Source organism: Tullyiplasma multilocale ATCC 49900 (assembly GCF_000483165.1).
Classification (GTDB): domain Bacteria; phylum Bacillota_I; class Bacilli_A; order Mycoplasmatales; family Mycoplasmataceae; genus Tullyiplasma; species Tullyiplasma multilocale.
In genome coordinates this window covers 91617-105637 of record NZ_AXXW01000005.1, presented here as the reverse complement: position 1 = coordinate 105637, position 14021 = coordinate 91617, and the positions used below count along the sequence as shown (strand labels likewise).

Annotated in this window: 13 protein-coding genes and 2 tRNA genes; 11 read left to right on the top strand and 4 right to left on the bottom strand. The window is 29.9% G+C overall.

Annotated features, from left to right (window positions below; all coding sequences use genetic code 4):
- Positions 1 to 12: 12 nt before the first annotated feature.
- The 4 genes from G319_RS0100535 to G319_RS0100520 all read left to right on the top strand — a co-directional run bounded on the left by G319_RS0100535 (position 13) and on the right by G319_RS0100520 (position 961).
- Positions 13 to 237, top strand: a complete 225-nt coding sequence (locus tag G319_RS0100535; RefSeq protein WP_026389198.1) for an acyl carrier protein — start codon at positions 13 to 15, stop codon at positions 235 to 237.
- Positions 237 to 698 (top strand): Fur family transcriptional regulator, encoded by a 462-nt coding sequence (locus G319_RS0100530; RefSeq protein ID WP_280123356.1) that lies wholly within the window; start codon positions 237 to 239, stop codon positions 696 to 698. The genes G319_RS0100535 and G319_RS0100530 overlap by 1 nt, the downstream gene beginning before the upstream one ends.
- Before the next feature lie 68 nt (positions 699 to 766).
- A tRNA-Trp gene (locus G319_RS08775) sits at positions 767 to 842 on the top strand.
- Positions 843 to 886: 44 nt separating this feature from the next.
- Positions 887 to 961 (top strand) — tRNA-Trp (locus G319_RS0100520).
- Positions 962 to 1002: 41 nt separating this feature from the next.
- On the opposite strand, the gene G319_RS0100515 is transcribed toward G319_RS0100520, so the two are convergent.
- From G319_RS0100515 to G319_RS0100505, 3 genes are all read right to left on the bottom strand, one after another.
- Positions 1003 to 1758 (bottom strand): MurR/RpiR family transcriptional regulator, encoded by a 756-nt coding sequence (locus G319_RS0100515; RefSeq protein ID WP_026389196.1) that lies wholly within the window; start codon positions 1756 to 1758, stop codon positions 1003 to 1005.
- Positions 1759 to 1995: 237 nt separating this feature from the next.
- The gene (locus G319_RS0100510; protein WP_026389195.1) at positions 1996 to 2844 is read right to left on the bottom strand and encodes a DegV family protein; all 849 of its coding nucleotides are present in this window, start codon (positions 2842 to 2844) and stop codon (positions 1996 to 1998) included.
- A 2-nt stretch (positions 2845 to 2846) separates the two neighbouring features.
- Positions 2847 to 3683: a DegV family protein gene (locus G319_RS0100505; protein WP_026389194.1), complete on the bottom strand. Its 837-nt coding sequence runs from the start codon at positions 3681 to 3683 to the stop codon at positions 2847 to 2849.
- Between the two features lie 80 nt (positions 3684 to 3763).
- Between G319_RS0100505 and ytpR the strand changes: the two genes are divergently transcribed.
- From ytpR to tyrS, 4 genes are read left to right on the top strand one after another with little or no spacing between them, the layout of a single operon-like run.
- A complete protein-coding gene (gene ytpR, locus G319_RS0100500) occupies positions 3764 to 4375 on the top strand; it encodes a YtpR family tRNA-binding protein (protein ID WP_026389193.1) in 612 nt (203 codons plus the stop codon).
- Complete coding sequence (locus G319_RS0100495) at positions 4359 to 5420, top strand: nicotinate phosphoribosyltransferase (protein ID WP_026389192.1); 1062 nt, start codon at positions 4359 to 4361, stop codon at positions 5418 to 5420. Before ytpR ends, G319_RS0100495 begins: the two co-directional genes overlap by 17 nt.
- Before the next feature lie 8 nt (positions 5421 to 5428).
- The gene (locus G319_RS08770; protein ID WP_280123355.1) at positions 5429 to 5551 is read left to right on the top strand and encodes a hypothetical protein; all 123 of its coding nucleotides are present in this window, start codon (positions 5429 to 5431) and stop codon (positions 5549 to 5551) included.
- 4 nt (positions 5552 to 5555) lie between these two features.
- On the top strand, positions 5556 to 6803 hold the full coding sequence (gene tyrS / locus G319_RS0100485) for a tyrosine--tRNA ligase (RefSeq protein ID WP_026389191.1): 1248 nt from the start codon (positions 5556 to 5558) through the stop codon (positions 6801 to 6803).
- Positions 6804 to 7138: 335 nt separating this feature from the next.
- On the opposite strand, the gene rpsD is transcribed toward tyrS, so the two are convergent.
- On the bottom strand, positions 7139 to 7765 hold the full coding sequence (gene rpsD, locus G319_RS0100480) for a 30S ribosomal protein S4 (RefSeq protein WP_026389190.1): 627 nt from the start codon (positions 7763 to 7765) through the stop codon (positions 7139 to 7141).
- A gap of 270 nt (positions 7766 to 8035) precedes the next feature.
- Here rpsD and G319_RS0100475 point away from each other — a divergent pair, with 270 nt between their 5' ends.
- From G319_RS0100475 to G319_RS08765, 3 genes are read left to right on the top strand one after another with little or no spacing between them, the layout of a single operon-like run.
- On the top strand, positions 8036 to 9799 hold the full coding sequence (locus G319_RS0100475; protein WP_026389189.1) for a hypothetical protein: 1764 nt from the start codon (positions 8036 to 8038) through the stop codon (positions 9797 to 9799).
- Between the two features lie 20 nt (positions 9800 to 9819).
- Positions 9820 to 11040 (top strand): tRNA uracil 4-sulfurtransferase ThiI, encoded by a 1221-nt coding sequence (gene thiI, locus G319_RS0100470; RefSeq protein WP_026389188.1) that lies wholly within the window; start codon positions 9820 to 9822, stop codon positions 11038 to 11040.
- Between the two features lie 43 nt (positions 11041 to 11083).
- Positions 11084 to 14014 (top strand): DNA polymerase III subunit alpha, encoded by a 2931-nt coding sequence (locus G319_RS08765; protein WP_026389187.1) that lies wholly within the window; start codon positions 11084 to 11086, stop codon positions 14012 to 14014.
- Positions 14015 to 14021 lie beyond the last annotated feature (7 nt).

Here is a 14021-nt window from a genome sequence, read left to right as displayed (position 1 = left end):
AAGGTGATATATATGAATATTTATGAAGAAATTATAAAAGAATTGAAAGCTAAGGGAGCTAAAGGTGCCATTAATAAAGGGTCTAAATTCAATACAATGGGTATTGATTCACTAGACTTAATGGATATGATAGTTACTTTAGAAGATAAATTAGACATCAGAGTTCCTGATGATAAATTGAACGAACTTGAAACTGTTGATGATTTAGTTAAGTTAGCTGAAGAATTAAAAGCATAATGAAATTAACTGATAATCAAGAAAAAAAATATAACCAAATTATCGAGAAACTAAAATCAAAAAACATTAGAATGACAGAGATTAGAAGTGCTGTAATAAAAAGTATTATTAAGTCTAAAGATCATGTCACAACTCAAGACATCGTTAAGGAATTAGAAGCAAAATTTGATAATGTAAATTTAATGAGTGTTTACAACACTTTGGATTTACTTTTAGAAAATCATATTCTATTCGCAAATACTTTTAATGGTAAAAGCATTTGTTATGAGATTGCAGCTGAGAGATCTATGCACATTAAATGTGATAAATGTGGTCAAGTTGATCATGTTGAAGATGCAATCATGGATAAATTTGATTTTGTCGAAATTAGTAAAATTTCAGACTTGTTAGGTATGAGTTTAGAACATTTTAAAATCGAAGCTCATGGTCTATGTAAGAAATGTAAAAAATGTGAGAGTTAATCTCACATTTTTTTATATTTATATTTATTTACCTATCAAAAATTGCTATAATAAAAAAGTTGATACATAGGGGCATAGTTCAGTTGGCAGAACATCGGTCTTCAAAACCGAGTGTCGCGAGTTCGAGTCTTGCTGCCCCTGCCATTAAAAAAACAACAATCGCACAAAAGTGCGATTTTATTTTCCTTAGGGACGTAGTTCAATGGTAGAACGTCGGTCTCCAAAACCGAGCGTTGAGGGTTCGATTCCTTTCGTCCTTGCCAGTAGAAAATAAAAAGCACCACGCGGTGCTTTTTTTATATTTCTAAAGATTTTTATATACTAAATAAACAATATAATTCATCAGTATCTTATTTTTATAAACAGATGCTGTGTCTTGATCTTGATCTAAATAAACAACAATAGTGTCTTCGTCAGCTTGATATTCATCAAATGTACTATCAGATACCACAATTGCCTTACCGGCTTTTTTACGTACATTTTCATACATGAAATTAGCATATTCATTCTGATCACCAATTGAAACAAAGATGATTAAATCATCCTTAGTCATTTTATTGTACAAGTTTAAACTATGGTAGTTTGTATGGTTTTTGAAAACTCTTAACTCACTACTTGAAAGTAAGTCATAGATAAAACTTAAACATTCATTGTTATGGTCATTTCCGATTATGTAAACATCGTTTTTAAAGTTTTTGATCAAATCCAACACATCATCAATTGCCACTTTGTTTGTAGCGTGAAAATTATTAATTGATGTAAGGATAGATTCTTTTAAAACATTTATATCGTTATTGTTTTCATTTTCTTCTTTTTCTGGGCGACGATAATCCTTGTTAATTTTCTTTACGTTGTCCATCAAATCTTTAAAACCAACATATCCTAATTTTTGCGAAAATTTAGTAATTGAACTCTCACTAACATTAGTCAACTTAGAAAGGGGACCCATTTTTAAAAATACCCCAGACATAGATTGTTTATATATTTCCTTGGCTAATACAGAAATTGTTGACCCATCCTCTAATTGACTGTATTTTTTCAATTCTTTTTTTAAATCCATGATATTCTCCTATCCGCTTAACTATGTTGATTTAATACCAAACATAGCGCTATCATCCCTTGTAAGTAAAACAAGGAAACCTAAAAAATGTTGATTTTCCAATAAATAATAAAAGAAAACCTATAATAAGATTATAAAAAAATGAAATTACATTAATACACAGTAAAAATTACTTTCAATATTAGAAAGTAATTATAAAAACATAAAAAAAACCAACAGAGTTGGTCATTTTTTTAATTATTTATTAGTAATGATGAACCCAACTGTTTCAACACCAGCATGAACTGTATAAATTGAAGGGATGAATTCTTCAGAATACTTGATTCCAGCTTCATCTAAAATTCCTTTAATACTCATGTAAGTTTTAACACTTGTTAACGGAGTTCTAACGAAAATGAAATTATAACCATCTTTATAATCTTGATTTACACGATCAATAACCTTTTCAAGAACACCTGAGAAAGTTCTTCCCATTGCTTCTTTTTCTGGTTTTGATGTTCATCTAATTAGCACTTTTGTTTTGAACATATTTAATACTGAAGTTAAAACACCAGTTCCACGTCCACCACTTGAAAGTTTTCTTAAATCCCCAGGAATAATTCCTAGATACATTGCTTCTTTAAATTTTGTAATTTCTTCAACCACTTGTTCAGGAGTTGTAAGAGTTCCATTTTGAATTAAAGCACTTACATGTAATGCAACTTCTTTAATTCCTTGGGCAGCCATGTCTTCATTTTGGAAAACAGTAACTTTACCTTCATATTTATCGTCATTTGCTGTCATAAACGCTGTTTGTAACATTGATGATAGATTTGCTGTAATAGGGATATGAACAATGTGATCATATTCTTTTAATAGTTCATCATATTTATTTTCTAATTCTCCAGGACTTGCTTGAGAAGTTTTAATGTTTTCACCATTTTCAATTCTGCTGTAAACATTATTTTTTTCAATTAATTCCTGTGTGTCTAACATATCTGTATTATCAGGGAATGTTACATGTAAAGGTATTCATGATACCACCGTGTCATTAAACACTTTTGGTGTTGCAGTTGCAGCACTATCTACTAAAATTCCAATTTTCATAATTATTTACCAGCCTTTCATCCAACCACGGCCACTGTTCCGGGACCTGTGTGAGCACTAATTACGTTTGTTAATTCTGCGTTTAATCCAATTGTTAAACCTTGAGATTTAATGATTTCTTCAACCATTTCTTTATCTTCAAGTGATAATTTAGAACAAGTTAAATCAATTTCTTTGATACCTTTACATTCTTTTTTAATAATATCTAATGATTCTATTAAAGCTTTTTTGAATGTTCTAGCTGTTCCTTCTTTATCAATTTGACCGTTATACCTTAAAATAGGAATTATTTTAAGCATCTTAGCAAGAGCGGCTGCTCCTGGACTGATTCTTCCACCACGTTTTAATGTTTCTAAGTTTTTAGGGATAATAAAAGTTGTGGAATTTTTTGAATATCCTTTAACAAGTTCTAAGATTTCGAATCCAGTTTTGTTTTCAGCAATTCAGAATGCAATTCTTTTGATTAGGTGTTGTAGTACGATTGATACCCCTTGAGTGTCACATACAAAAACTCTTCCTTTGTATTCTTCTTCAGTTTCACTTAACATTCTAAATGTATTGAATTGACCACTTAATCCACTTGAAATACCCGCGAAGATAACTTGATCGTAACTTTCAAGAAGTTCATCTCATTTTTTCATCATGTCACCAGGTGTTGTTTGTGAAGTTTTTAATTGTTGTTCATCCAACATCTTGTAAAAGGTTTCTTTATCAAGTTTTTCATCATCGTAAATTGATTTACCATCTTCTGTAGTAATCATTAATGGAATAACATGTAAATCTTTGAAATCCGTTGCCTTACCATCGTAAGCTGAATCTGTTAAGATTGCTATTTTCATATATACCTCCTATTTGGTTATTAATTAATTATATAAATTGGTATAATAATAATCAATGGTAAAGGAGAAATATTATCACAATGAACACTTTAAAATACGGAATTTTTTACAATAAGCAATTTGACACACTAATGGTGTCATTTGACCATAACTTATCTGTTTTAGAAACGGAGGAAAATGGTAATTTAACAATCTTAAAAAACAAGGAAAATATTGTTGGTATCAACATCTTTAAGGTTAGCGATGAAATCGAAATTAAAAATGGATTTTGTTCTGAAAATAAGGAAGTTGTTAATTTTGTTGAGAACAAAATTAAAGATATCTATCCTGTTAAACAAGATGCACAATTCAGAATTGGTAAAGTTATAACTTGTGAAGATATTGAAGGTACTCACTTACATTTATGTAAAGTTGATATTGGAGAAGAAATCCAAATCGTTTGTGGTGCTAAAAATGTAGCTGCTGGACAAAATGTTGTAGTAGCCACTGTTGGTACTTGAATGCCAAACGGAATGAGAATTGTTGAAGGTAAATTACGCGGACATGACTCAAACGGAATGATTTGTAGTGCTAGAGAATTGCAAATTCCAGAAGGAATTTATAATGCTGAAGGAATTATTGAATTAGGTGATTCATATGATAACAAAATTGGTGCAAGTTTCTGAGAGGTTCACAATGAAAAAAATAATTAATTTTCAATTTGATCCAAGAGTTAAAGATGGATATTTTTTAGCTGATTATTTTAAAAAAACTACAGCAATTTTAGAAGAAAAAAAACCTAATCAAATTGTAACTATGCAGTGATTCCAACGTAAGGAAAATACTGTTTTATGTGGAATTGATGAAACAATTGCATTATTGAAATTCGCTTCAAAAGATTTTGAAAGTTTAGAAATTTGAGGATTGGCAGATGGAGATATCGTTCAACCTTTAGAACCAGTTTTAAAAATTACAGGACGATATTGTGATTTTGGATGATTAGAAGGAATGATTGATGGTATTCTTGCGAGAAACAGTTCAATCGCCACAAATTCAAGAAGAGTTGTTGAAGCATCGAATGGAAAAATGTTACTAAATATGCTTGATCGTGCTGATTCATATACAACACTAGAAAATGATGGTTATGCTTCATATATTGGTGGATTCAGAAGATTTGTTACTGAAGCTGCAATTAAATATATTGATGACAAAGATGTACCAATGCCATCAGGAACAATGCCTCATGCATTAATTCAATCTTTTGATGGTGATGTATTGAAAGCGACAATTGCTTTTAATGAGGTATTTCCTGATGTTAATTTAGTTTCACTTGTTGATTATCACAATGATTGTGTAACTGATGCTATAAGAGTGGCTGATTACTTTGGAGATAAGTTACATGCTGTTAGATTAGATACAGCTGGTAATTTAACTGATAAAACAGTTGAAGCTAAAAAAGAATTATATCCTAACCAAACTTTAAATGGAGTAAGTATTCCATTGGTTAAGGAAGTTAGAAAAGCGTTAGATGAAAAAGGACACAATAATGTAAAAATTATTGTTTCTTCAGGATTTAATGCTGATAAGATTGCGGAATTCGAAGCTGCTAAAGCACCAGTAGATGTATATGGTGTTGGAGCCTCAATTGCAAAATTAACTGTCGAATTTACAGGCGATGCCGTCTTAATTGATGGTGTAGCCGAAGCTAAAGTTGGCCGTAAAAACATAGAGTCTGAGAGATTATTAAAAATCAAATAGGAGTTCTTATGGAAAAAATACAAAGTCGAAGAATCAAACCTTCGAAAAAAAGAATTTATAAAGATGATATAGATGAAAGTATTCTTATTGATCGTCCAGTTGGGAAGATCAAATCAAGAAGACCTAAATAGGAGAATGATTATGAATATAGTCAAAGAATTAAATTGAAGAGGGTTAGTTAAACAAATCACTAACGAAGAAAAATTAATAGAAGCTCAAAATAATGGTAAAGGAGTTTACTGTGGATTTGACCCAACTGCTGATTCATTACATGTTGGACACTTAATGATGATAGTTACTTTAAAACGATTTGGTGACCAAGGTTTCAAACCGATCGCTTTAATGGGTGGTGGAACTGGAATGATTGGAGATCCGTCTTTTAAATCTGCAGAAAGAGTTTTACAAACTGATGAGCAAGTAATTGCAAATGTTAAAGCTATTGAATCACAAATGAGAAAAATTATTCCCGATGTAACATTCATGAACAATGCTGATTGATTAAGAAACTTTTCTCTAATTGATTTCTTACGTGATGTAGGTAAAGACTTTACTCTTGGTTACCTATTAGCAAAAGATTCAATTGCCAGAAGAATTGAAACAGGGTTATCTGTTACAGAATTCATGTACACAATGCTACAAGCCTATGACTTCTACAACTTATATATTAATGCTGATTGTAAAGTTCAAATTGGTGGTTCAGATCAATGAGGTAACATCACATCAGGAACTGATTACATTAATTCACAAATTGGTAGAGATAATTCAGAAGCTGCTGGATTTACTATTCCATTACTAACAAAATCAGATGGTAATAAATTTGGTAAATCTGAATCTGGAACTGTTTGATTAGATGCAACAAAAACAAGTGAATATGAATTTTACCAATTCTGACTAAATCAAGATGATGCAGATTGTGAAAAATTCTTAAAATTCTTAACTTTCTTAAGTGAAGAAGAGATTAATGAGTTGGTCAAACTTCATGCTGAAGCTCCATTTAAAAGAATCATGCAAAAAACATTAGCAACAGAAATTACAACTTTTGTTCATGGTCAAGCAGGATTGGATAAAGCGGTAGCTCTAACCGAAGCATTCTTTAAAGGAACAATCTCAGAATTAAGCCAAGATTTATTAGAGGTTGCATTAACAGCAATTCCAAGTGCTCAATTAGATGCTAATACTTCTGTAATTGATGCTATTGTAGCTTCAGGCGCTGCTAGTTCTAAACGTGAAGCTCGTGAGTTTTTAACTTCAAAAGCTATTTCATTAAATGAAGTAATAATTGAAGACGAAAACCAAGAAATCTCAACAATTCCTACTTTAAATGAGAAATACATTTTAGTTAAAAGAGGGAAGAAAAAATATTTCGCAATTATTGTTAAATAAAAAATAATAAAAATTCTAATTATGTCTATAATTTTGGAAATCTTTTCTAAAATTATAGACTTTTTTTGGAAAAAGTTATATTATGAAGTTGGGATATGGAATTAACCCTTTAAATGATTCTGTAGTCCCACCAAAAAAATAAATTACCTAAATTTATGATCATTCTTTTATTTTTAAATTATTGAACATGTATAAATATTTTCTCTCATTGCATACATGGTTTGAACTTTAATTTATGAAAAAACACGGTGCAGAGCCGTGTTTTTTTAGTCTTAATAAGTAGGGGCATAAAAAAACACGGTTGCCCGTGTTTTTTTAGAATAATGTTTAATTAATTATTTAATTAAACGGTTGTATCATTCAACGATTAACGCTTCATTGATTTCGTTATTCAATTCTTTTCTTTCAGGTAATCTTACGAATTCCCCTTTTAAGTTAGCTTTATCAACTTTTACGAATTCAACTGTTGATTCATTGTTTGTTAATGCTTCAGCAATTTTATCGTTTTTTCTCATTGATTCTTTAACTTCTAAAACATCTCCAGGTTTTAATTGGTATGAAGGAATATCAACTTTTTTACCATTTACTAAGATATGACCGTGGTTAACTAATTGTCTAGCACCTTGTCTTGTCATAGCAAATCCTAAACGGTAAGTAATGTTGTCTAATCTTGATTCTAGAAGAACTAAGAAGTTTTCCCCTAAAATACCACCGTGAACTTTTTTAGCTTTTGCGAATGTATTTCTGAATTGACGTTCTGTCATTCCATACATGAATTTAACTTTTTGTTTTTCTTGTAATTGAGTTCCATAACCAGACATTTTTAATCTAGTTTTGTCTTTACCATGTTGACCAGGTGTAGTTACTCTTTTTTTACCTTTGCTAAATTCTTTTCCGCTTTCAAGAATTGAGAAACCATATCTACGAGCTTTTTTGAATGTTGATCCAGTGAATCTTGACATATTTAAAGTCTCCTTTTATATAATTTTTCGTGTCAATTAAAAATATTTGAATAGTTCCTATACTAACCAGTCTATTTATTCGCTCTTACTGCCAAGAGTTACTCTTAACTTTAAATAATAGACAGCTTTTAATACATAACTATATGCAGAATATCTGTAAATAACTCTATTATTATAACTTATTTTATTATTGGTGCAACAGGTTTAAGTTAATAAGGTATTTTTGATATAATTTAAAGTGGCAAAAGCTTATAGAAAGGTGTTGATTTGATGTTTTTAGCTTGAGACATTACTGGTAAATTAGCACCTTCTAATATTTGAGGGATTGTAATATTTTTAATCGCTCTAATCGCTTTGCTGATTTCCTTTGCGATGTTGGTTATATACAAACATATTATTAGACATGCAATGGAAGGATATCGTAGTATTGATATCATCGCAAGAAACTCTTTACAGTCGCGTTTAAATAGATTGTCTAACATCAATAGAAATAATATTAACCCAGCCTTGAAAAATGCTTTAGATGTATGAAAAGTTAACTACTTTGTCGAAATGGAAAGAAATGTTCCAAAACAAATTGAAGTTATTAAACAAGTATTCGCTAACAAGAAAAACCGTAAGCCAACTTTTTCAAACTTATTAAAAGTTAAGAGAGCTAGTGAAGATTTAAAAATGACAATAAGTTCATTTTATGATGCAATTGCTGAAACTGATGCTTTCATGGAAATGGAAGCAATTCATAAGGATGCTAAAATTCTTTTAAGACAGGAGTTTAATAAAATTCAGCGAGAAATGTCTGGAATGTTAGAAAATCCGAGATTAAAGTTCGATCAACAAGAGATAAGAAAAAGAAATAATGACATTGAGAAAATGCATCGTTTATTTGATAAGAATGTTATTAAGGGTGATTTTTCAGCTTCAATGCAAATTGTTAATGCGTTATTCAAATACTTAAAAGGGTTTGCTGGATTCTTAGATTTCATTTATCGAGCAGATGATTATCTAAATGTTGTAGCAGTTGAAAAATTAGAAGGTTTAAAAGCTCACTTTCTTGAAATTAATTTGACCGATGAAGAACGTTTAAATAAAATTCAAAAGTATGAAATGTTAAAGGAACATTATGAAAAATATCGCGATCAAATTGTTCTAAATATAAGCAATTTCAAATATTCAACAGCAGTTGAATATTTAGCGGATTTAGAAATGGTTATTACCAACTTTGAAGTCGATGTTAAATATGAAAATGAAATTAAGAAATTCATGACTAATAATCTTGATGATCTTGCAAATTTATTTTCAAGACTACAAATAGATTATCGAGCAGTTGGAGATGTTATTAACTTTACTTCAGAATTGGGTCAAGATGTTCAAAGGGCTAGAATAATCCACGAACAAATGTCATCTAAAGTAATGACCTTGAATGCTCAATTTAAAGAATTATATACAAGTATCAAAAAAACCAATGAGCGTGGTGGTAAATTAGATATTTATAAAATTAAAGATTTACTTAATAATTACTTAAATTATTTAATTGAGTATTATGAAGAGTTGAGAAGAATTACCAAAACATTAAGAACTAAGAAAAATGTTATGGAAAATATTGATTCTAAAATAAGTGACATCAGAAATGCTGTTTCAACATCTGAAGCTATCTTAATCAAGAATCAAAGAATTCCTGATTTATACAAATTTAAAACTCGTATTAATGAGATTTATAAAGTTATTAATAGGGCTAGTGAAGATGATTTATATCGTCAAAAAATGGTAATGCCAGAAAACTATACAAGTGCATTAGAAATACTTGATAGTTACTTAGTTAAAGCATTGAAAATTAAAGATGAGATTTTTGATGCTTTATTATTGGAAGTTCTAACTCAAAAAGCAATTGTGTATCTTGAAAGATATTCAACAAACGATAGCAAAGTTGAACAATCATTAATTGATATATTACAAATATATGAAAGTAAAAATGTTAAAGAGGCATTGAGCAAAACTACAAGCATATTAAAAGAAATTAAGAATAACTATCAGTAAGATAGATAAGAGGAAAAAACATGAAAAACATATTAGTAAGGTACGGAGAATTAACATTAAAAGGAAACAATAGAAGTCACTTTATTGCTAAGTTAATCCAAAACATTAAATTTAAATTAAAACCATATAAAGAACATGTTGTTTATACAAAGGATAACAACTCATTGATGCTAGAGGTTAAAGAAGAATTTGTTGAAACTGTGATTGCAGAATTGCAAACAGTTTTTGGAATTTACTCTTTATCAGTTGTTGAGAAAACTGAAAAAAATCCTGAAGCAATTTTAGCTGCTTGTTTAAAAATTGCTAAAGCTTCAGATAAAAAACGTTTTAAATTAGATGTTAAAAGAAAAGACAAGTCTTTTGAAATGACATCTGCTGAAATGAAAAAAGAATTCGCACCAGTAATTTTAAGAGAAATGAAAGATCTTATTGTTGATGTTAAAAATCCAGATTTAAAAATTGAAATCGTAGTTAAAAAAGATCACGTTGACGTTTTCGATTCTCGTAGAGTTGCATTAAAAGGATTACCAGTTGGAGTTTCAGGAAAAGCACTTTCATTATTAAGTGGAGGTATCGATTCGCCAGTTGCTTCATTCTTAACAATGAAACGTGGTATGCAAGTTGACTTCATTCACTTCATGACACCGCCTCATACAACTCCAGAAGCTCTTGATAAAGTTTTTGCTTTAGCTAAAAAAACAGCTAAATATAACCAAAATATGTTCAGATTATATGTATGTGATTTTGCAATGCTATTAAACGAATTAAATCATATGCCTGAAGAGAGTTATAAGATTACAATTATGAGAAGAATGTTTATGAGAATTGCAAATCAATTAGCAAGAAAAATCGACGCTAAAGGATTAGTAACTGGAGAAAGCCTTGGACAAGTTGCTTCACAAACAATTGATTCAATCAATGTAATTAATACAGTTAGTGAATTATCAATTTTAAGACCTTTATTAACATTTGATAAAGAAGAAATTATTGAAATTTCAAAATTTATTGGAACTTATGAAACATCAATCTTACCATTTGATGATGTTTGTTCTATGTTTGTTCCTAAACAACCTGTAACAAAACCTAAAAAATGAATGGCTGAAGCTCAAGAAGAAGCTATTATGTGAGAAGAATTATTAGATTACACAGTTGAAAATTACATCACTGAATACTTATTCAAAGATGGGGATTTCATCAAAGTTGAAAAAGAAGTTAAAGTAGAAAAAACAGAAGAAGCATAATAACGGTCTCCGTTATTTTGTTGTTTAAAAAGGAGGAAATAAAATGAGTTATTCACCACAATTTAATGTACGAAGTGCCTATAATTTTCAAGAATCATTTATTAAGATAGATGATTATATTTCCTTCGCAAAAGCAAATAATTTTGATGTTTTATTCTACAGCGAAAATAAAACTATGTTTGGAGTTGCTGAATTTATTAAGAAAGCAAAAGCTGCAAACATTAAACCGATTATTGGATTGAGCATCGAGTTGAAACAAGGGATCATAAATTTATATCCTAAAAACCAAATAGGTTTCAAAACAATTAACCATTTATCTTCATGAATGATGAATGGTGTTGATCATGATGAAGACGAAATTATTGCTGAAGTTATAAAACTAGTTGATAACAATCTTATTATCTTAACTAATTTTGAAGTTGAGATATCAGATGTAGAAGTGATAAATGTCTCTGAACAAGGAATATTTTTTGATAGAATTTGCTATTTTAAAGCTTCTGATTATACAGATTACGTTATTTTAAATGCAATCAAAAATAATTTACTAGAATCTGAAATCGGACAAGTAAAACAAGCTAACTATCCCCAAGATGAGAATCTAGAAAATTTTGAAAAACATCAAGAGTTGGTAGATAAAATTTCACAAGATATTAAGTTTGAACTTTTTGAAAATAATCAACGACACTTAATTGAGTTTGTGACACCACATGGAATTCCTAGTTATAACTTTTTAGAAAAGTTGTGTTTCGAATCTTTGGAAAAGTATTTCCAAAATGTTAAGCGTAAAAATGTTCCTGATAATTATGTTGAAAGACTTAATTATGAGTTGAGCGTTATTAAAGCGATGAAATTTGAAGACTACTTTTTAGTTGTTTGAGATTATGTTAAATACGCAAAAGATCAAGGTATTTTAGTTGGCCCTGGTCGTGGTAGTGCGGCTGGTTCACTTGTGGCTTTCTTGTTAAGAATTACTGAAGTGGATCCTATCGAATATAATTTACTTTTCGAACGTTTCTTAAATCCTGAACGTGTGACAATGCCAGATATTGATATTGATTTTCAAGATGATCGTCGTGAAGAAGTTATTGAATACCTATTTGAAAAATATGGAGTATTTAATGTTTCAACAATTGTGACTTATCAGTCAATTGGAGTTAAATCTGCAATTAGAGATGTTGCAAGAGTCTATGGAATTGAAATGGATATCGTTAATGCGATTACGAGAAACATTAATTTTGAGAATCTAAATGATTTTGAAGGGGCAATCAATGCTTCGCCAAAACTTAAAGAATATTCTGAACAATATGAGGAAATTTTCATTGTGGCTAAAAAGCTTGTCGGACTTCCTAGACAAACTGGTACACATGCTGCCGGGGTTGTTTTATCTGATGATGATTTGAGAGATGTTTTACCTATTAAAGTTGGTTATAACGGAATTTATCAAACACAATTTGATATGAATCACCTAGAAGAACTTGGACTGATTAAAATGGACTTACTTGGTCTAAGAAACTTAACAACACTACAAGAGATTCGCAAAGCTATTTACAGAACTAGAAAAATTAATGTTTCATTAAATAAAATTCCATTAGATGACAAAAGAACTTATGAAACATTAAGACGTGGAGATACTTCTGGAATATTCCAACTTGAATCGAGAGGGATGACTAATGTTGTTAGAAGAATGAAAGTAAACTCAATAGAAGATATTTCAGCAGCTTCTGCACTATATAGACCAGGACCACAAGAATTCATTCCAGAATATATTGAACGTAAAAATTCATATTCTAAAAAACACCTGATTGATCCAGCGCTAGCAGATATTTTAAACCCAACATATGGAATTATTGTTTATCAAGAACAGGTAATTCAAATTTTGCAAAGTGTAGCTAATTTCACATTGGCCAAGGCTGATATTGTAAGAAGAGCTATGGGGAAAAAGAATCATGAATATATGGATTCTGTTCAAAAAGAATTTATTCAAGGGGCACTAGCAAATGGGTATTCTCAAGCTAAAGCTGTCGAAATTTGAACGTGAATTGATAAGTTCGCTTCATATGGATTTAATAAGTCTCACTCAATAGCTTATTCATATATAAGTTATTGATTAGCATATTTTAAAACTAACTTTACCGAAGAATTTTATTGCTCATTACTTAACGGAGTTTTAGGTAATGGTGTTAAAACATCTCAATACCTAAAAGAAATTGCTCAATATGGGGTGAAGGTTAAAATACCAAGTGTTAAGAATGTTAATTATGGTTATATAGGAACAAAAGGGAATGTCTTTATGCCTCTAACTTTAATTAAAGGGATTGGACAAGAATTTATAAGTAAATTAAGAATATTGTATGAAGAAGACAAAACAGCTTTTGAAAACATTTTCGCATTCGTTACAAGAATGAGTAAAAATGGTTTAAATAAAAATACATTTATGTCATTGGCGAAGGCGGGGGCATTCAACAGCTTTGGATACAATCGCCAAACATTAATTGATAATATTGATTTGATTATGTCATTTGCAGAATTTAATCAAAATGTTGAAAAGTTAGATCCATTAATGTTCCCATTAATTGAAGAAAGTGTTTTAGATGATGAAATTGTTGCAGAATATGAGAAAGAAATTTTTGGTTTCTACTTAACAGGACATCCGTTGACAAAGGTTAAAATTGAGAACTCAACTTTAAGACCGACTGATATTATAAAAGCTAAACATAACTTAGGGAACTTGTTATTGATAGGGGTGATTGACTCTATCAGAGTAAAGAAAGACAAGACTGGTAAAGAAATGGCCTTCATGACTTTAATTGATGATACAGATGAAATTGATATTACTGTATTCTCTAGAACTTTTGAAAATGTGAAATATGATATTCAAATAGGCTCTATTTTAGCCCTGGACGTTAGAACTGACCAATACAATGGAAAAGTGAATGGAACACTTAATAAAATTACAAAGATTATAAGAAAATAAAAGAGGA